The organism is Brevundimonas sp. Leaf363, assembly GCF_001424025.1.
Classification (GTDB): Bacteria; Pseudomonadota; Alphaproteobacteria; order Caulobacterales; family Caulobacteraceae; genus Brevundimonas.
Window position 1 is genome coordinate 188,076 of the sequence record NZ_LMPZ01000004.1, and the last position, 18,497, is coordinate 206,572.

General features: G+C 70.2%; 19 protein-coding genes. 12 read left to right on the forward strand and 7 right to left on the reverse strand.

Going from position 1 to position 18,497, the window contains the following annotated elements; all coding sequences use genetic code 11:
• The first annotated feature begins 91 nt into the window (after positions 1–91).
• From ASG17_RS13355 to ASG17_RS13365, 3 genes are all read left to right on the forward strand, one after another.
• Positions 92–511: a hypothetical protein gene (locus tag ASG17_RS13355; RefSeq protein ID WP_056104784.1), complete on the forward strand. Its 420-nt coding sequence runs from the start codon at positions 92–94 to the stop codon at positions 509–511.
• Positions 508–1,347 (forward strand): 16S rRNA (uracil(1498)-N(3))-methyltransferase, encoded by an 840-nt coding sequence (locus ASG17_RS13360; RefSeq protein WP_056104786.1) that lies wholly within the window; start codon positions 508–510, stop codon positions 1,345–1,347. The genes ASG17_RS13355 and ASG17_RS13360 overlap by 4 nt, the downstream gene beginning before the upstream one ends.
• A gap of 305 nt (positions 1,348–1,652) precedes the next feature.
• Positions 1,653–3,014 (forward strand): glutamate--cysteine ligase, encoded by a 1,362-nt coding sequence (locus ASG17_RS13365; protein ID WP_056104788.1) that lies wholly within the window; start codon positions 1,653–1,655, stop codon positions 3,012–3,014.
• A gap of 92 nt (positions 3,015–3,106) precedes the next feature.
• Here the strand turns inward: ASG17_RS13365 and ASG17_RS13370 are convergent, their stop codons facing one another.
• Positions 3,107–5,086 carry a S8 family serine peptidase gene (locus ASG17_RS13370; RefSeq protein ID WP_056104789.1) on the reverse strand — a complete coding sequence of 660 codons (1,980 nt, stop codon included), beginning with the start codon at positions 5,084–5,086 and terminating at the stop codon, positions 3,107–3,109.
• A gap of 257 nt (positions 5,087–5,343) precedes the next feature.
• On the opposite strand from ASG17_RS13370, the gene ASG17_RS13375 reads away from it, so the two are divergent.
• From ASG17_RS13375 to ASG17_RS13385, 3 genes are all read left to right on the forward strand, one after another.
• Positions 5,344–6,093 carry a DUF72 domain-containing protein gene (locus ASG17_RS13375; protein WP_056104791.1) on the forward strand — a complete coding sequence of 250 codons (750 nt, stop codon included), beginning with the start codon at positions 5,344–5,346 and terminating at the stop codon, positions 6,091–6,093.
• Positions 6,094–6,197: 104 nt separating this feature from the next.
• Positions 6,198–6,923 carry an acetoacetyl-CoA reductase gene (gene phbB, locus ASG17_RS13380; RefSeq protein WP_056104795.1) on the forward strand — a complete coding sequence of 242 codons (726 nt, stop codon included), beginning with the start codon at positions 6,198–6,200 and terminating at the stop codon, positions 6,921–6,923.
• A 50-nt stretch (positions 6,924–6,973) separates the two neighbouring features.
• Positions 6,974–7,744, forward strand: coding sequence for a DUF4908 domain-containing protein (locus ASG17_RS13385; RefSeq protein WP_056104796.1), 771 nt, complete (start codon positions 6,974–6,976; stop codon positions 7,742–7,744).
• 1 nt (position 7,745) lies between these two features.
• Here the strand turns inward: ASG17_RS13385 and gloB are convergent, their stop codons facing one another.
• Positions 7,746–8,468, reverse strand: a complete 723-nt coding sequence (gloB, locus tag ASG17_RS13390) for a hydroxyacylglutathione hydrolase (RefSeq protein WP_056104799.1) — start codon at positions 8,466–8,468, stop codon at positions 7,746–7,748.
• A 47-nt stretch (positions 8,469–8,515) separates the two neighbouring features.
• On the opposite strand from gloB, the gene ASG17_RS13395 reads away from it, so the two are divergent.
• The 5 genes from ASG17_RS13395 (at position 8,516) to ASG17_RS13415 (ending at position 13,162) form a co-directional block, all read left to right on the forward strand.
• On the forward strand, positions 8,516–9,250 hold the full coding sequence (locus ASG17_RS13395) for a class I SAM-dependent methyltransferase (RefSeq protein WP_056104800.1): 735 nt from the start codon (positions 8,516–8,518) through the stop codon (positions 9,248–9,250).
• A gap of 47 nt (positions 9,251–9,297) precedes the next feature.
• A complete protein-coding gene (locus ASG17_RS13400) occupies positions 9,298–9,798 on the forward strand; it encodes a histidine phosphatase family protein (protein ID WP_056104803.1) in 501 nt (166 codons plus the stop codon).
• Complete coding sequence (locus ASG17_RS13405; RefSeq protein WP_056104805.1) at positions 9,795–10,139, forward strand: DUF952 domain-containing protein; 345 nt, start codon at positions 9,795–9,797, stop codon at positions 10,137–10,139. Before ASG17_RS13400 ends, ASG17_RS13405 begins: the two co-directional genes overlap by 4 nt.
• Positions 10,136–11,179, forward strand: coding sequence for a quinone-dependent dihydroorotate dehydrogenase (locus tag ASG17_RS13410; protein WP_056104807.1), 1,044 nt, complete (start codon positions 10,136–10,138; stop codon positions 11,177–11,179). Before ASG17_RS13405 ends, ASG17_RS13410 begins: the two co-directional genes overlap by 4 nt.
• Before the next feature lie 63 nt (positions 11,180–11,242).
• Entirely contained in the window at positions 11,243–13,162 is a 1,920-nt protein-coding gene (locus ASG17_RS13415) for an ATP-binding protein (RefSeq protein ID WP_056104809.1), read from the forward strand.
• Here the strand turns inward: ASG17_RS13415 and ASG17_RS13420 are convergent.
• Positions 13,108–13,527, reverse strand: a complete 420-nt coding sequence (locus ASG17_RS13420; protein WP_056105070.1) for a very short patch repair endonuclease — start codon at positions 13,525–13,527, stop codon at positions 13,108–13,110. The two genes, ASG17_RS13415 and ASG17_RS13420, sit on opposite strands and share 55 nt — an antisense overlap.
• A 76-nt stretch (positions 13,528–13,603) precedes the next feature.
• Entirely contained in the window at positions 13,604–14,089 is a 486-nt protein-coding gene (locus ASG17_RS13425) for a peroxiredoxin (protein WP_056104811.1), read from the reverse strand.
• A 102-nt stretch (positions 14,090–14,191) separates the two neighbouring features.
• On the opposite strand from ASG17_RS13425, the gene ASG17_RS13430 reads away from it, so the two are divergent.
• Entirely contained in the window at positions 14,192–14,761 is a 570-nt protein-coding gene (locus ASG17_RS13430; RefSeq protein ID WP_056104813.1) for a YqgE/AlgH family protein, read from the forward strand.
• Between the two features lie 200 nt (positions 14,762–14,961).
• Here the strand turns inward: ASG17_RS13430 and ASG17_RS13435 are convergent, their stop codons facing one another.
• Genes ASG17_RS13435 through ASG17_RS13445 form a run of 3 tightly spaced genes read right to left on the reverse strand, consistent with a single transcriptional unit; the run spans position 14,962 to position 18,473 of the window.
• Entirely contained in the window at positions 14,962–16,632 is a 1,671-nt protein-coding gene (locus ASG17_RS13435; RefSeq protein ID WP_056104814.1) for a bifunctional diguanylate cyclase/phosphodiesterase, read from the reverse strand.
• Positions 16,633–16,649: 17 nt separating this feature from the next.
• Positions 16,650–17,237, reverse strand: coding sequence for a GNAT family N-acetyltransferase (locus ASG17_RS13440; protein ID WP_056104816.1), 588 nt, complete (start codon positions 17,235–17,237; stop codon positions 16,650–16,652).
• Between the two features lie 24 nt (positions 17,238–17,261).
• Positions 17,262–18,473: a pitrilysin family protein gene (locus tag ASG17_RS13445; RefSeq protein ID WP_156367885.1), complete on the reverse strand. Its 1,212-nt coding sequence runs from the start codon at positions 18,471–18,473 to the stop codon at positions 17,262–17,264.
• Positions 18,474–18,497: the final 24 nt, after the last annotated feature.

An 18,497-nucleotide genomic window follows, 5' to 3' on the forward strand; every position in this document is an offset into this window, starting at 1 on the left:
TGAGCGCAAAGCCGCCAGGGCAGCAGCGAACAGGCTCGCGAGTAACGACTGACCCTCGCTCCCCCGCGTATTCCCGACTAGCCTCTCACCCATGTCATTCGCCCCTGCCTATCTCTCCGCCGTCGCCGCCCAGATCGGGGGGTTGAGCGCCTTCCTCGGTGGTTTCGCGGCGACGTTTCTGGGGACGCTCCTGGCGATCAATGCGCGGGGGCGGCTGGCGACCGTGGCGATCGGGTTTTCGGCGGCGTCCTCGGTGGCCTTCATCGTGGCGGTGGTGGGATCGACGGCCGTGGTGGCGGCGCTGCATCCGGAAGGGCCGGGGCTCGGGGTCGCCAGGGTCGGCGGGACACAGGCGCTGATGACGCTGGCCTTCATGCTGGGGCTCTATGCGCTGTTGGCGGCGCTGGGGCTGAGCGGGTGGCTGCGGTCGCGGGGCACGGGTCTGACGACCAGCGTCGTGGTGGCGATCGGCTGCGTGCTTCTGACCGGCATGCTGGTGTCGGTCGGATGATCCGGCTGCATATCGCCCAGCCGCTGTCGGCCGGCGCGGCGCTCGCCCCCACGCTGGACCAGTCGCGGTACCTAACCCAGGTGATGCGGCTGAAGGCCGGGGACGCGCTGGCGGTGTTCAACGGCGTGGACGGCGAGTGGCGCTGTTCGGTGGCGGAGGTGCTGAAGAAGGGCGTGGTGCTGAAGGCCGAGGAGCGGCTGCGCGGGCAGGTCTCGCCGCCGGACATCGAACTGTTGCTCGCCGTGGTGAAGAAGTCGGCGCTGGAGTTCGCGGTGGAGAAGGCGACCGAGTTGGGCGCCGCGCGCATTCGGCTGGTGCAGACCGCGCGGACGCAGCCGCAGCATCTGCGGCTGGACCGGCTGGACGCCATCGCCGAGGAGAGCGCCGAGCAGACCGGGCGGATGGACGTGCCGCCCGTGGACGATCCGGTGAAGCTGGACGCTCTGCTGGACGGCTGGGATCCGGCTCGGCGGCTGATGTTCTGCGACGAGACCGGCGGGCCGCCGGCGTTAGTCGCGCTTCGCGCCTCTCCCTCCCCGGGACGGGAAGGGCAGGCGCCGCAGGCGTCGAGTGACGGCGCGCAGACAGGGAGCGTGGCCGCCCCCACCCCGTCGCCGCTGCGCGACGACGCCCCTCCCCGGGACGGGGAGGGAGAGGCGCCCTGGGCCATCCTGATCGGGCCGGAGGGTGGTTTCACGCCAGAGGAGGGCGAGCGGCTGCGGGCTCTGCCTTATGCGACCGCCGTCTCGCTGGGCCCTCGGGTGCTGCGGGCCGACACCGCCGCGACCGTAGCGCTGACGCTGTGGCAGGCGGCGTTGGGGGACTGGGAGCGGTAGGCGAAAATCGACTCCACTCTGTTCGCTTCGGCGACGACCGGGGCGCTTGCGGCGTGGATTTTTTCGAGTGCACATCGTGCACATTCCCCGGCTGTGGCCCTGCTAAACCGCGCTTCGGGGCGTTCGTTTTCGACTCCACTCTGTTCGCTTCTGCCCCGACGACGTCCGCTTTCTAACCGCCGCCCGCGCCGGATGCGGACGCAGACGCAAGACGAAGCGATCCGCCCCCTTGAGCGTTGCGGTTTCATCGCCCATCTAGCCGCGACACATTGTTGCTGACCGATAGCGGTCGGGGGCCCCGCCGCATGGCTGAACACGAACCTCTGACCCGGGACGCCCTGCTGGGCGCCATGTCCAAGGGCGCCAAGCCCAAGGATCAGTGGCGCATCGGCGCCGAGCACGAGAAGTTCGGCTTTGACCGAGCGACCCTGCGCCGCCCGACATACGAAGGTCCGAACGGCATCCGCGCCATGCTGGACGGCCTGCAGCGGTTCGGCTGGACGCCCGTCGAGGAAGGCGGCCACGTCATCGGGCTGGAGCGATACAACGACGAGGGCTTCGTCGCCTCCGTCAGCCTGGAGCCGGGCGGCCAGTTCGAGCTGTCGGGCGCGCCGCTGAAGACCATCCACGACATCTGTTCGGAGACCGGCCAGCACCTGCTGGAGGTAAAGCAGGTAGCGGACCAGTTGAACCTCGGCTTCCTGGGCCTGGGCTTCGACCCGCTGTGGAGTCGCGCGGACGTGCCGGTCATGCCCAAGGGCCGATACGAGATCATGCGAGCCTACATGCCCAAGGTCGGCTCGCTGGGCCTGGACATGATGCTGCGCACCTCGACGGTGCAGGCCAATCTCGACTTCGATTCAGAGGCCGACATGGTGCAGAAGTTCCGCACCTCGCTGGCGCTGCAGCCCATCGCCACCGCCCTGTTCGCCGCCAGCCCGTTCACGGAAGGCAAGCCGAACGGGTTCCTGACCGCGCGCGCCAACGTCTGGACCGACACGGACGCGGACCGCACGGGGATGCTGAACTTCGTGTTCGAGGACGGCTTCGGGTTCGAGCGCTACGCCGATTACGCCCTCGACACGCCGATGTATTTCGCCAAGCGCGACGGCAGATATATCGACGTCTCGGGCCAATCGTTCCGCGACTTCCAGGCCGGGAAGCTGCCGGCGCTGCCGGGCGAGTATCCGTCGATCAAGGACTGGAACGACCACCTGACGACGCTTTTCCCGGAGGTGCGGCTGAAGGCCTATCTGGAGATGCGCGGCGCGGACTCAGGGCCGTGGAGCCGCATCTGCGCCCTGCCCGCCCTGTGGGCCGGCGTGCTGTACGACGCGCCGTCGCTGGCGGCGGCGTGGGATATGGTGAAGGACTGGGACGTCGAGGATCACGAACGCCTGCGCCGCGACGTGACGCGGCTGGGGCTGAAGGCCCAGGTCGCCGGGCGCTCGGTGCGCGACGTGGCGGTGGATGTGGTGGCGATCGCGCGCCAGGGCCTGAAGAACCGCGCCTGCTTCTCGGCCGGGATGGTGGACGAGCGGGGCTATCTGGCCGAGCTGGAAGACATCGCCGACAGCGGCGTGACGCCGGCGGATCGGCTGCTGGAGCTGTATCACGGCGCGTGGCAGGGCGATGTGAAGCGGGTGTACGCGGACTTCGCCTACTAGGTCGCGCCTCTTCGAATTTGAGGCGCTCATCAATCGAAAAGGGCCCGTCGCGATCGCGGCGGGCCCTTTGTCCTGTGCGGTTTCGAGGCCGCTCAGAAGGTGTAGCTGAGGCCCACAGAGGCACCGCCGGCCGCGCGGTCGTCGCCGCCGGACCAGAAACCCCGGGCGCTGGCCTGCCAGGCCTGGCCCAGACGCGCCTGCACGCCCCCGCTGACAGTCACGCCGTCGCCCAAGGCGCCGATCCGCGCCGGAACGGCCGAACCCATCAGGCTGACCGGCACGGCGTAGTCGTCATCGCCCGACCGGAAGTCGTAGCGCACCGACAGATCGGCGCGCAGGCCGCCGCCGGCGTCCAGCACGGCTTCGACGCCCGGCCCGTATTCGTAGCGCTGCAGATCCGTGTCGGCCACGGCCTGGGCGAAGACGTCGGCGCCCGCCTCTTCGAAGCCGTCGATCGACTGATGGATCAGGCGGCCGTGCACGAAGGGCCGCAGTTGGGCCGTGCCCGCCGTGATCACCGCGCCGAAGCGTGCGTCGGCGAAGACGCCGAAGCCGTCGCTGGTCGCGCGGCCCTCGAGACCCTGGGCCTCCAGAACCGTGCCGGCGGCGCCGAGGATGTCGTGGCGCGTGTAGCTGTAGTCGCGGTAGCTGAAGCCGGCGGAGGCGTCCGCGAACAGCACGCCCTTGCGGGCCGCCGCATAGCCGGACAGCGTCAGGGCGTCGACGCGGCCGCCGTTGTCCAGTCCGTCCTCGTCGAAGTCGGTGCGGGTCATCGACAGGGCCGCGCCGATGCGCGTCGTCTGGGTGGCGGCCATGTCGTAGCCGGCGACCATGCCGAAGGTGTCGGCGCTGGCCCCGTAAGCGTCGGGCGTGGCGTCGTGCTCGCCGCGCCCGCCGAGGACGGAGGCCCAGGCGCCGGCCGGTCCGCCCGCGACCACACGGCCGGTCAGCGTTTCGATCAGGGCGCTCTGACCCTCATCGGCGGCCCAGGCGCCGTTGGCGAAGACCGATCCGGCCTCGGCATCCAGCACGGAGGCCATGTTCGCTAGGTTCAGCAGGCCCCAGCCGTAGACGTCGTCCAGGCCCGTTTCGCCGATGTCGGTGGCGGTCGCCAGCACCAGTCGGGTCAGACCGGCGGCCGGCGCGTTCGGGAACATCTGACTGGCGATGGCGACCGCGCCCGTCACATGCGGCGCCGCCATCGAGGTGCCGGCCTTGATGTCCAGTCCACTCCCGCCGAGGCCGCCGTTCGTGCCGTCGGAGATGATCTGGTCGCCGAAGTCGCCCGTCGTCACTTCTCCGCCCGGCGCAGCCAGACACCACTCGGCAGCGAGGCCGCAGTGGTTGGCATAGCTGGCGATCTCGCCCGTGGGCCCCACGGCGGTGACCGCCAGCCAGTGGGACTGAAGCTCCGGCAGGTAAAACGGCATGCCCGCCTGCAGACTGGGCTGATCCTGTTCCTCGTTGCCGGTCGCGAAAATCATGATCCCGTCCGCCGCAGCCATGTTGCGGAAGGCCGCGATCTGGCCAGGCAGTCCTTCGAGGACCTCGGCCCGGCTGATGCCGTCGCCGATGTAGAAATCCCAGCCCCAGGAGTTGTTGAGGATGCGCACGCCCCGATCGACGGCGTCCTGGATGGCCAGGCCCAGCCGGATGTCATTCTCGAGGAAGCTTGTACCCTCGGCAGGCAGCCGGAACGCGGCCAGTTCAGCGCCATAGGCGACGCCCTGCACGCGAAAACCGTCGCGCGCCGCGCCGATAATGCCGGCCACGTGCGTGCCGTGACCGTTCGGGTCGTCGGTCGCCGATCCGCCAGAGAAGACGTCGTGCGACAGGTCCGACACCTGATCGGCCAGATCCGGGTTGGAAACGTCGATGCCGCTATCGAGAACACCGACCGTGACGCCGGCGCCCGTATAGCCGCGACTGTTGGCGGCGTCGGCGTGAATCAGGGCCAGGTTCCACTGGCTGGTCCCCTCCTGAAAGCTCTGGGCCGAGGCCGGAGCGGCGACGAACGCGGCGCCGGCGAGCGCGCAGGTCAGCGCCAGCGCGCTGGTGGACGATTTGAACATGGGAACCCCCGTTACCTGGGGCTGTATTGCGGACATGCCCGCGCAGAAGCAAGGCGATTTCAGAAGCTTGGCTGTGACCCATCGACCCACCGCCGCCTATTGGCCACAGGCGATGCTGACCGCTGACGGGGCCTTTGTGTTCAGCAGCCCTATTGTCTTGTATGGCGATGAGCCCGAGGCGGTCGATCAGCGGCCTCCGATGCGCCCACGCCGCCGGCCCACGGGCCGGCGCGGTCCGATCAAGAGGCAGGCAGGCCATGACCCATCCCATCCGCGTCGGCATCGGCGGCTGGACCTATGAACCGTGGCGGGGCGTCTTCTACCCGGACAAGCTGAGCCAGAAGAAGGAGCTGGAGTTCGCCAGCCGCGCCCTGACCTCCATCGAGATCAACGGCACCTACTATTCGGGCTTCAAGATCGACACCTGGATGAAGTGGAAGGACGAGACGCCGGACGGCTTCGTCTTCTCGGTCAAGGCCAGCCGGTTCTGCACCAACCGCAAGGTGCTGGCAGACGGCGCGGACAGCGTCGCGCGCTTCCTGGACCAGGGGCTGACGGCGCTGGGGGACAAGCTGGGGCCCATCAATTGGCAGTTCATGGCGACCAAGAAGTTCGATCCCGTCGACTTCGAGGGCTTCCTGAAACTGTTGCCCAGGGAGAAGGACGGCCTGCGCCTGCGTCACGCGCTGGAGGTGCGAAGCCCGACGTTCGACACGCCCCAGTTCTACGACCTGGCCGCCCAATACGGCGTCGCCATTGTCTATGCGGAGGATGACGAGGCGCCGACCTGGCCGCGCATCGACCAGCCCACGGCCGACTTCACCTACGCCCGACTGATGTCGAGCCGGGAGGACGTGGCGAGCGGCATGACCGGCGCCGAGCTGGACGCCATCGCCGCGCGCACCCGCGCCTGGGCCGAGCGGGGCGACGTCTTCGCCTACTTCATCGCCGGCGCGAAGGTGCGCAACCCGGCGGCGGCGCAGGCCCTGATCGCGCGGTTGAAATAGCCGCTCCGTCACGAAGCCGAGGTTGCGAAGAACCTCCACGCCGCTAAAGCGTAGACCATCAAGGCCGCGCGTCAGACGGGGCCGACAGGGACAAAGGATCGCTCATGGCTCGCGTAGCTCTCGTCACCGGCGGCACCCGCGGCATCGGCCGCGCCATCGTGGAGCGGCTGAAGGCCGACGGGCTTCAGGTGGCGGCCGGCTATTCCGGCAATGTCGAAGCCGCCGAGGCGACCGCGCGCGAACTGGGCGTCATGGTGGTGAAGGGCAACGTCGGCTCCTACGAGGACTGCGCCCGCGCCGTGGCCGAGATCGAGGCCGAGCTGGGCCCCATCGACGTGCTGGTGAACAACGCCGGCATCACGCGCGACGGCTTCTTCCACAAGATGAGCTCGGATCAATGGTCCGACGTCATCCGCGTGAACATGGACAGCGTCTTCAACATGACGCGCCAGGTCATCAACGGCATGCGCGACCGCGGCCACGGCCGGATCGTCAACATCTCGTCGATCAACGGCCAGAAAGGTCAGATCGGCCAGACCAACTATTCCGCCGCAAAGGCGGGCATGATCGGTTTCACCAAGGCTCTGGCGCTGGAGAACGCGCGCAAGGGCGTGACCGTGAACTGCATCGCGCCGGGCTATATCGACACCGAGATGGTGGGCGCCATGGACCAGAAGGTGCTGGACGCCATCATTTCCCAGATCCCGGTCGGAAGACTCGGGAAAGGCGAGGAAATCGCCGATATGGTGTCCTGGCTGTGCGGCGAACGTGCCGGATATGTCACAGGCTGCACCCTGTCGCTGAACGGCGGCCAATACCTGGTCGGCTGAGGCCCTCTTCCGCCCAAAATCCGCCGCGCCGACCCGTCAATCCACGGTTCATGAGTTTCGGGACGACGGTCAGGACGGCGATGACGCCGCTGCTGATCGCGATGGCGTTCGCTGTCGCGGTCGGGGGCGTCGTGTTCGGCGCGACGGACGCCGTGGCCCAAGGCTCGGGCCAGTCGATGCGCGACCGGGTGTTCAGCCGCAACCTGCCGCCGATCGGCCGCTTCGTTTCAGAGACAGGCCAGGCTTTCACCTTCGATCGTTCCGGCCCGCGGCCGCTGCTGCGATTCGACCGCTCGACCGAGATTTGGGTGCTGCGTCCCACGGCGGCGCCGCGCGGCGACATCATCTATCGCAACGACAACGGCGATCAGATCCTGCGGGTCACGCCCGACGGCGGCATGACGCTTTACACCACCAGCGCGCCGCAGGGCGCGCCGGCGGCGCTGTCGGGCGCCGCGGACGGTCTGGCGCCGCCGACGCTGAGCGCCGTGCAGTTGTGGAACTTCATCGTCCGGCAGAGCGACCGCGCCAGTCGCACGCTGGGGCGGCTGGTCGTCGTGGACGTCGACATTCGGCCCGGATCCGAGGCCGTTGCGGCCGACAGCCTGTCGACCGCGACCGACGCCATCGCCCGCATGGTCCGCACGCCGGACAGCCAGCGCAAGGTCGGCCAGCTGCGCCGCATCCTGGTGACCGATCAGGGCCGGGCGGGCGCCACCTTCGACCGGGGCACCCTGCGCATCATCATCGACGCGAACGCGGGTCCGGCCGGTCGACCGTCCTCCGCGCGCCTGATCCGCCTGATCAGCGACGCCAGCTGATCTAGCCCGCGAAGCCGTCCTTGGCGGCCCGACGCTGGCCGAACACCGAAGCGTCCCCCGCCGTCAGGAACGGATTGAGCCGGCGCTCCACCCCCATCGTGGTCGGCACGGTCGGCTCGCCTCTCTCGCGGGCCGCGAAGATGGCCTGCGCGTGGGCCGTCATCTCGGGCCCGTCGTCCAGGCTGAGGGCGAAGCGGGCGTTGGACGCCGTGTATTCATGGGCGCACCACAGGCGCGTCTCGTCCGGCCAGGCCATCAGCCGCTGCAGGCTGGCCCACATCTGGTCGGGGGCGCCCTCGAACAGGCGGCCGCAGCCCAGCGCGAAGATGGTGTCGCCGACGAAGGCCTCCACGCCCGCACGGTAGACGATGTGACCCAGGGTATGGCCCGGCGTGGCGGTCACGGCGAAGGTCGTTTCACCCAGCGTGACCTGGTCGCCGTCGCCGACCGCCCGATCCAGCGGCGCGACGCGGCGGACCTCTTCCGGGCCGACGATCTCGCATCCCGTCTCGGCCTGCAGCCGCGCATTGCCCTCTGTGTGATCGGGGTGCCAGTGGGTGTTCAGGATCAGGCCCAGCGGGCCCCAGCCCGAAGCCTGAAGGTCCTTCAGAATGGCCTCGGCGTCCGGCGTATCCACCGTCGCCACCGCCCCGGTCGCCCGGTCGCGGATCAGGAAGCCGTAGTTGTCGGCGCGGCAAGGGAACAGGCGGATGTCCAGCGTCATGGCGCCATCCTAGCAGCCGCGCCTGCGCCGGGCCTATACTGGCGTCCATGCGGCGCAGCATCGACGAGCTGAGGACCTTCTACGGCGAGCCGACCGGTCAGGCGGCGCGGCGTCTGCTGGCGCGGCGCCTGGAAGAAGCGTGGGGCGAGGCCAACGGCTGCGACATCCTGGGGATCGGCTATGCGACGCCGTGGCTGGACGCCTTCGTCGGCGCACGGCGCCTGATCGCGGCCATGCCGGGGGCCCAGGGCGCCGAACTATGGACCGCCGGCGGGCGCAATCGCGCCGTCCTGGCCGACGAGCGCCGCCTGCCCTTCCCCGCCGGCGCCTTCGACCGGGTGCTGCTGATCCATGCACTGGAGGAGGCGGACGACGCGCGGCTGCTGCTGACCGAGGCGGTGCGGGCCCTGGCGCCGGCCGGGCGGATCATCTTGGCGGTCGCGGCGCGCGGCGGGATGTGGGCGCGGTCGGAGAAGACGCCTTTCGGCCACGGCCGCCCGTTCTCGCGCGGGCAGCTGGAGCGGCTGGTGCGCGAAGTGGGGCTGGAGCCGACCGCCTTCGCCCACACGCTGTATGTTCCGCCCTGGCCGCCGCTGCTGGGCATGGCCGAAGGGTTCGAACAGGTCGGGCGGCGCGTCATTCCCGGTGCGGCCGGCGTCATCCTGCTGGAGGCGCGGCGTCACGCCTATGCCCGCATCCAGCCCTCGGGACAGGCCGAGCTGTCCGCCGCCGCCGCGCCGGCGCTGCAACCCCAGCCGGCCGGTCGCACCCGCATCCGGTAGGCGACGCAGGACTGGCCGTGGCGGCCGAACGGCCCTAAGCGCAGATCATGCATCGTCTGATCCTCATGCGACACGCCAAGGCCGGGCCGGCGGCGGCCGGACGCGGCGACCGCGATCGCCCGCTGTCCGACGAGGGCCGTGCGGACGCCGTCGCCGTGGGCCGCGCCCTGGCCGCGCGCGATCTGCGTCCCGATCACGCCCTGGTGTCGGACGCCCGGCGTACGCGCGAGACGTGGGAGGGGCTGAGCGAGTCCTTTGGCGACGTCGAGTTGAGCCTGGAGGCGTCGGCGTATGACGCTCCGGCCGAGCGGCTGCGAAGCCTCGTGGAGGACCGGGAGGACGCCGCCGGGTGTCTGATCGTGCTGGCGCACAATCCGGGCGTCCATCAGCTGGCCGTCGACTATCTGATCGAGGGCGCCGCCTCGCCGGGCGTGATCGACCGGCTGACCGCCGGATTTCCGCCGGGCGCGGCCGCCGTCTTCGGCGTCGACGTCGCCGGGCGCCGGACGTTCGAGGGACTGCTGCTGCCGGACGAACTGAGCCGGTGAGCCAGGTCGCTTACAAGATCCTGACGGCGGATCAGTGGGCCGCGTTCCGGGGCGCCGGAACCTTCGCAGGCGCGCCGATCGACCTGACCGACGGCTATATCCATCTGTCGACCGAGGACCAGTGGCGTGAGACGGCCCAGAAGCATTTCGCCGGCCAGTCCGACCTGATCCTGGCCGAGGTGCGGCTGGGCGATCTGGGCGACGTCCGCTGGGAGCCGTCGCGCGGCGGCCAGCTGTTTCCGCACCTGTACGGCGTCTTGCCGATGGCGGCCGTCGGGGTAGTCATGGCCTTCGACGTGGACGCCGCCGGCGGCGTCTCGGTCCTGCGGGCCGCGTCATGAAGGACGCGCTGTTCACCGCCGGGGCCGCCGCGCTGCGCCGGTTCGAGCCGGAGACGGCGCACGAGCTGGCCATCGCCGGCCTGGGCCTATCGCCCTTTCGTACGCCGCCCGCCGACGACCCGATCCTGGAGACGCGCATCGGCGCCCTGACCTGGCCCAACCCGGTCGGGCTGGCCGCCGGTCTGGACAAGGACGGGCGCGCCATTCCCGGCCTGCTGGGGCTGGGCTTCGGGGCGGTCGAGTGCGGATCGGTGACGCCGCAGCCGCAGCCCGGCAACCCCAAGCCGCGCCTGTTCCGCCTGAGCGAGGACCGAGCGATCATCAACCGGATGGGTTTCAACAACCGTGGCCTGGAGGCCTTCGCGGACCGCCTGGCCGCGCGCCCGCGCACCGGGGTGGTCGGCGCCAATCTGGGGGCCAACAAGGACACCGAGGACAAGGCGGCGGACTATGTCCTGGGTCTGCGCCGCCTGAAGGGGCTGGCGGACTATTTCACCGTCAACGTCTCGTCGCCCAATACGCCGGGGCTACGGGCCCTGCAGGGGCGGGCGGCGATGGACGACCTGCTGGGCCGTGTCGCCGAGGCGCGGGGTGATGACGCCGCGCCCGTCTTTCTGAAGATCGCGCCGGATCTGACAGGCGAAGAAATCGGCCAGATCGTGGAGGCGGCCATCGCCTGGCGGATCGACGCTCTGATCGTTTCGAACACCACGCTGGACCGGCCGGCCAGCCTGCGCGCGCCCGATCGCGGCGAGACCGGCGGCCTGTCGGGCGCGCCGCTGAAGGATCGGGCGATGCTGGCGCTTCAAGCCGCCGCCGAAGCCGCCGAAGGCCGGCTGCCGCTGATCGCGGTGGGGGGGATCGCCTCTGGCGCCGACGCCTTCGCCCGCCTGAAGGCCGGGGCCAGCGCCGTCCAGATCTATTCGGCCCTGATCTATGAAGGCCCGGCCCTGGTCGGGCGGATCAAACGCGACATCGCCGCGCGCCTGCGGGCCGAGGGCGTTAAGCATCTTTCCGAGCTTTCCGCCGCCGGATGTTGACGGGGCGTTAGGGCAGACGGGCCATCCTCTTCGGAAGGGACAAAGGGCCCGCCGGGGACACTTATGCCAGAGGCCTATGCCGCCGACGCCTCCGCCCGCTGGGCGGCCGCCATACGCCAACGCCGCAAGGCGCTGGTGCAGCGTCTGGGCATGGGCGCGGCCGCGGCTCTGGTCTACGCGCCCCTCATGGGATGGGCCTTCGGCGTCTGCTGGCTGCTGGCCTATGTCGCCGTGCAGGTGATCGACCTGTGGATTTTCGCGCCGATCTACGCGGGCAAGACCAACCAGATGTCGCGCGTCCGCACCGCCTTCGGCTGTGTGATGCTGTTCTCCAACGCGGCCTTCTTCGGCAGCCTGTCGATCCCCTTGTGGCTGATCGGCGGACCGGTGGGCGGCGTCTGCGCCGGCCTGATGCTGACGGCCGGAGCCATCTATTCGACCATCAACGCGCCGGGATCGCGCCTGGTGCTGGCCTGCTCGGCGTCGCCGCAATTCGCCTATCTGGCCGCCACCCCCTTCTTCATGGCCGTCGCGGGCGCGGACGCCAGCTACATCACGGCGGTCACCGTGGCGGTCGGCGTCTTCATCGGATTCTGCCTGCAGACCTGGAAGCGCATGAACGACGCGTCACTGGCCGAGGCCGGCGCCCGTCTGGACGCGGATCGCAAGCGTCTGGACGCAGAGCGCGCCATGGCCAGCCGCTCCGCCTTCCTGGCGGCCGTCGGACATGACCTGCGCACCCCCATCAGCGCCATCCTGACCGGCGCCTCGGAGATGGAGCGGCTGGGCGACCCCTCGTCGCGCGCCAACGCCCAGCTGATCACCGACGCGGGCATGATGATGAAGGCGATGCTGGACGACCTGCTGGATCACTCCAAGCTGGACGCCGGGCGGATGACCGTCGACAGCGTCGACTTCGACCTGCGCCAGATGTTCGCCCAGACCGTCAAGCTGTGGCAGGCCCCGGCCCGCGCCAAGGGCCTGACCCTGCGGTTCGAAGGCGCGGCCCAGACGCCCGACTGCGTCCGCGGCGATCCGATGCGGCTGCGTCAGGTGCTGAACAACCTGATCTCCAACGCCATGAAGTTCACGTCCGAGGGTTCGATCACCCTGCGGGTGCGGGCCTGGACCGATCCGCTGAACGACTATTCGCTGGTCGTCGATGTGATCGACACGGGCCCCGGCATGACGGTGGACCAGATCGGCCGCCTGTTCACCCCCTTCGACCAGACCGCCGAGGGCGTCAGCGCCCGTCACGGCGGCACGGGCCTGGGACTGGCCATCAGCCGCGATCTGGCCCAGCTGATGGGCGGACGCCTGACGGCGCGCAGCGCGCCCGGCCAGGGCGCCTGTTTCACCCTGTCGCTGAACCTGGGGCGCGCCGAGACGTCCATCCCAGCCCTGACCAGCGACCTGGACCAGGGCCGCGCCGCGGTGGCTCGCGCCCTGTCGCTGTCCCCCGTGCGCGACCCCATGGCCGCCACTGCCACGCCCGCGCCTGTGGCGGCGCCCATCGAGAGCGCGTCGGTCGCCGAGACTGCGGACGCGGACGCGGTCGAGGACGAGGACGAAGGCCGCGCGCTGCGGGTGCTGGTCGTCGATGATCACGAGATCAACCGCCGCGCGATCCAGCTGATCCTGGCGCCCATGGGCTGCGACATCGCCACGGCGGCCGACGGCCTACAGGCGCTGGACGTCGCCGCCGCCTCGCCGTTCGACGTCATCTTCATGGATGTGCGGATGCCCGAGCTGGATGGCCGGGAGACCACGCGCCGCCTGCGCGCCGGCGACGGCGTCAACGCCTCCACGCCCGTGATCGCCGTGACGGCGGATACTGCGCCCGAGGACATCGCCGCCTGCTCGGCCGCCGGCATGAACTTCTTCGTCTCCAAGCCCCTGACGCCGGCCGCCCTGCTGGGCGCGCTCAATCAGGTGCTGGCGGGCATCGAGGAAGACGTCCCGGCGGAAACCGTCGCCGCCTGATCCAGCACGGCCGCGACCACGCGCGCCGCCGCGTCCGGCCCCTTCAGATCGCATTCCCACAGGACGACGACGCGCCATCCGGCGGTGACCAGCGCCTCGGCGGTTCTGATGTCCCGCGCGCGGTTGCGGCTGATCTTGGCGATCCAGTAGTCCGCGTTAGCCTTCGGCTGGCGCGCACCCCGCGCGCAGTCGTGGCCGTGCCAGAAGCAGCCGTGCACGAACAGGGCGACCCGCCGGCCCTTCATCACCAGGTCCGGCCGACCCGGCAAACCGCAGCCGCCGAGGCGATAGCCGACACCCGTCTCACGCAAGGCGCGACGTACGAACAGTTCCGGCGCCGTGTCCCGGCCCTTCACCCGCCGCATGACGGCGCTGCGCTGCGCGGGGGTGAAGACGTCGGTGGATGATCCTCCCCCGTTCTTCACGGTGGAGGACCTTTGATCAGAGCTGCGCCAGCAGGTGCTCGGCGGAGGAGACCTTGAACTCGCCGCCGGCCTCGATGTTCAGCTCGGCGACCACGCCGTCCTTGGCCAGCAGGGAGTAGCGCTGCGAGCGCTCGCCCATGCCGAAGCCCTTGCCGTCCAGCGTCAGGCCCAGGGCGCGGGTGAAGTCGCCGTTGCCGTCGGCCAGCATGACGATGTCGTCGGCGCCGATGTCCTGGCTCTGCGCCCAGGCGCCCATGACGAAGGCGTCATTGACCGAGACGCAGGCGATGACGTCCACGCCCTTGCCCTTGAAGTCCTCCAGCGCGTCCTTGAAGCCTGGCAGGTGGCGGGCCGAGCAGGTCGGGGTGAAGGCGCCCGGGACGGCGAACAGGGCCACGGTCTTGCCGGCGAAGAACTCGGCCGTCTCGACCGGGCGCGGGCCTTCGGGTGTGGCCTTGCCGATGGTGACGCTGGGGATACGGTCGCCGACTTTGATGGTCATGGGTCTCTCCGGAATGGGATCGACTGCACATAGGCGCGGCGCATCGCCCCGCCAAGCGCCGTCGGTCTTGCACCCGCCGGGCGCGGCGCCCAATGTCTGGTCATGCCCGAGTTTCCCTCTCTGACCGGCCGGCTACTGGTGGCCATGCCCGGCATCGGCGACGCGCGTTTCGAGCACGCGGTGATCCTGATCTGCGCCCATACGCCGGACCACGCCATGGGTCTGCGCCTGGACCGCCCGGCGCCGGGCGTGGACCTGCGCGACGTGCTGGCCAAGCTGGACGCCCCCGCGCCGGAGGACACCCGTCACCGCGCCGTGCTGATCGGCGGCCCGGTCGAGCGGGAGCGCGGCATGGTGCTGCACACCGACGACTGGATGTCCGACGACGCCACCATCGCCATCGCCGACGGTCTGGCCATGACCGGCACGCGCGAGGTCTTGAGCGTCATGACCGACCGCAACTCCGGGCCCGGCCGGTCGGTGCTGGTGCTGGGTTACGCCGGCTGGGGCGAGGGTCAGCTGGATGAAGAGCTGTCCGAGAACGCTTGGCTGATCGCCGATGGGGATATGGACCTGATCTTCGACGAGGACCACGAGGGCAAGTGGAACCGCGTGCTGGCCAAGCTGGGCGTCGACGCAAGCTTCCTGTCCACCCAGGCGGGGCGGGCGTAGTTACCCTCTCCCAGAGGGAGAGGGCTTGAGGCTCCAAGAGCGAAGCGATTGGTTCAGCCGACCCAAAGGGCGGCGCGAAGCGTCAAGGGGTGAGGGGGGCGCCCTCACCCGTCAGCTTCTACCCCTCACCCTTTCGCGCAAGACTGATCGCCTGACGGCTCTCAGGCGCTCAAGCCCTCTCCCTTTGGGAGAGGGAAAGCTTACGCCGAGCGCTGTTTCAGCGGGGCGACGCCGTCGGCGAGAGATTCGTTCAGATAGACCTCGGCGTCCGGCGCCTGAAGCGCCGGGGCGTAGCCGAAGCCCTGGCCGTAGTGGCACTGGGCTTCCAGCAGCAGCCGCGCCAGGGTGGCGTTCTCGACGCCCTCGGCGACGACTTCCAGGGCCAGGTCGCGGCCCAGGTTGACGACCGACTTGACGATCTTGGCCGAGCCCTCGTCCTTGTCCATCGTCAGAACGAAGTACCGATCGATCTTCAGCGTATCGAACGGCAGGCGCGCCAGATACGACAGCGATGAGAAGCCCGTGCCGAAGTCGTCCAGGGCCAGCGAGGCGCCGGCCTTCTTCAGCTGCTTCAGGGTCTCGGCCGCGCGATTCGTGTCGCGCATGATGTCGCCTTCGGTGACCTCCAGCTTCAGCGCGCCCTTGGGCAGGCCGCTTTCGGCAATGATCTCGGCGACGTCCTCTACCAGGTTCGGCCGTTCGATCTCGCCCACCGACAGGTTGACGCTGCAGAACAGCTTGCCGGCGGTCGGATAGCGGGCCAGCCATTCGGCCAGCTGACGCGCGGACGACCGCATCATCAGCAGGCCCAGGTCGTTCATCAGCCCCAGCTCGTCGGTCAGGGTCAGGAACTCGTCCGGCGGCACCAGGCCGCGCCGGGGGTGACGCCAGCGCGCCAGGGCCTCGAAGCCGGCCACCGCGCCGGTGTTGAGGTTCACGATGGGCTGGTAGAAGGGCTCGATCTCGCCGCGCACGAAGGCGTTGCGCAGGTCGGCCTCCAGCGCCAGGCGGCTGAGGCTGTCGCTTTCCAGCGCGCGGCCGTACGCCGCCGAACCACCACGCCCCGCCGTTTTGGCCGATTCCACCGCCAGCTCGACCCGGCGCAGCAGTTCGCCCGCGCCCGGCGCGTCCGGCCCGCCCTCGGCGGTGGCGGCGCCGATGGAGACGGTCGGATAGATGTCGAAGCCGGCGACGCGCAGCGGCTGTTCCAGCGCCTCGCGCATGCGGTGGGCGGCCGAGGCGCCGTGGCCCTTGGCGACGAAGACGGCGAACTCGTCCTCGCCCACGCGCGCCGGGGCGGCGGTCGAGGCAAAGGCCGAGGACAGGCGCGACCCCAGCGCCGACAGCAGCAGGTCGGTGCGTTCGTGGCCCAGCGCCTCGTTCAGGCGGCGCAGGCGATCGACGTCGGCGACCACCAGCTCATAGTCGCCCGGCGCGGTGAGAATGTCGGCCACGCGGCTGATGAAGGTGCGGCGGTCCAGAAGGCCGGTCAGGGCGTCGATCTCGGACGCCGCGAACTTGGCCTCCAGCGCGACGACCCCGGCGGCCCGCAGCCCGTCCTCGAGCCAGACGCCGCGCCACAGACAGGTCTCGGAGCCGCGCATTCGCAGGCGCACGGCGATCTCCACGCCCTCTTCCTGCGGCTTCAGGATACGCTCGGCCAGGGCCCGGTCCTGCGGCAGGGCCAGGGCGACGAAGCCGGCGGACGAACATTCGGGGGCCAGCGGACCCAGGCCCAGCGGGCGGGTGGCGCCGGTGAAACGGATCTGATCCTCGGAAGGCGTCCAGATCCACAGCGCCGTGTCAGCGGCGGCCAACGCCTCGATGGCGGTGGTGGCGTCCCAGGCCAGCGATCTCGGGCGGGTGCTCAAAAGCTCGGTACTCGTCCTCAGGGACGCCCGACCTCGTCAACCACGACGCCGAACAGAACATGATCTGCCCATCCGCCGTTAATTTTAAGATAAGCGCGGGCCTCGCCCTCGCATCGGAAGCCCGCCTTTTCCAGCACGCGGCGCGAGGCGGCGTTGGTCGGGACGCAGGCGGCCTCGACCCTGTGCAGCTTCAAGGTCTCGAAGGCGAAGGTCAGCATGGCCTTGACCGCATCGGTGGCATGGCCCTGGCCGGCGTAGGGGCGGCCGATCCAATAGCCCAGGGTTCCGGTCTCGGCGACGCCCCGGCGGATGTTAGACAGGGTGATGGCGCCCAGCAGCCGCTCGCCGGTCGTGTCGAAGACGAACAAGGGCCAGGCCCCGCCCACCTCCATCTCGCGCGCATAGACGGCCAGTCGCCGGCGATAGGCGGCCCGGCTCAGATCATCGGCCGGCCAGGTCGGCTCCCACGGCTGCAGATAGTCGCGCGATGTCTCGCGCAGGTCGGCCCAGTCGCCGTAATCGGCGGCGCGCGGCGGGCGCAGCATCACCGAGCCGTGCCGCACGGTCGGACCGGCGGGCTCCGTCATCCAGTCCAAGAGGGCCATGGCCGAACCCTAGCCCCGGCGCGGTCAGCCGAAAAGAGCGGCGGCGAACGCCTCGCCCGCACGGCCCGCCTTGGCGGGACCCAGCACGGCCGTCGCACACCGTCCAGGCGCCAGCAGCGCCTGGCCCGCCGCCCGCATGTCCTCGGCCGTCACAGACATCACGCGGCCGCGCGCCGTGTCGCTGTCGTACAGGCTGTCGAAGGTCAGGACGTGGCCGGCCTGACGCGCGGATCGGCTGGTCGGGCTTTCGTCGGCCATCAAAAGGCCGGCGGACAGGACGGCGCGGGCGCGGTCCAGTTCGTGCGGCTTGGGACCGGCGTCGGCCAGGTCGCGGACCTCCTCCGCGCAGACCTGGGCCAGCACCTGCGCGCGGTCGGCGGCGGCGCCGGCGTAGATGCCGACCACGCCGGAGTCCTCCAGCGCCTCCTCGTAGGCGTCGATCGTGTAGGCCAAGCCGCGCTCCTCGCGGGCGGACTGGAACAGACGCGAGGCCATGCCGCCGCCCAGGATTTCGCCGAACAGGCGCAGGGCCGGCAGGCGCGGATCTCGGATGCCCATGCCGGGCGTCTGGAAGACCAGGTTGGCCTGTTCGATACGGCGTGACAGGCGGGCGTGGCCGCCCACGAAACGGCCCGGCTCCGGCTCGGCCGCGCCGGGGGCCGGGTCATGCCCGAACCACTGCTCGCACAGGCCCAGCAGGTCCGCCTCGTCCACCTTGCCCGACACCGCCACGACCATCCGGTCGGGGGCGTAGAGCGAGGCTCGCCAGGCGTCGATGGCGGCGCGGTCCACCGGCGCAAGGCTGGCGACCGAGCCCAGGATCGGCCGGCCCAGCGACTGACCCTCGAAAGCGCGCGACTGGGCCATTTCGAAGACATGGTCGTCGGGCACGTCGAACGCCTCGGCGATCTCCTGCCCCACCACGTCCTTCTCGCGCTCGATGTCGGCGGGGGCGAAGGTGGGGCGGAACAGCAGGTCGGAGATCACCTGCATGGCCTCCGGCAAGGCGCCGTCGACGCCGCGCACCTCGAAGCTGGTGCGCTCTTGGCCGGTGGCGGCGTTGATGGAGCCGCCGCGCCGCTCGATCCGTTCGACGATCTCGCGCGCGTCCATCGCGCCGGCGCCCTTGAAGACCAAGTGCTCCAGAAGATGCGACCACCCGGACTGGGCCTCGGTCTCCCAGCGCGCCCCGCCGCGCACCATGACGGTCAGGGCGAAGGTCTGAAGGCCCGGCATGGGGTCACAGACGACGCGCAGGCC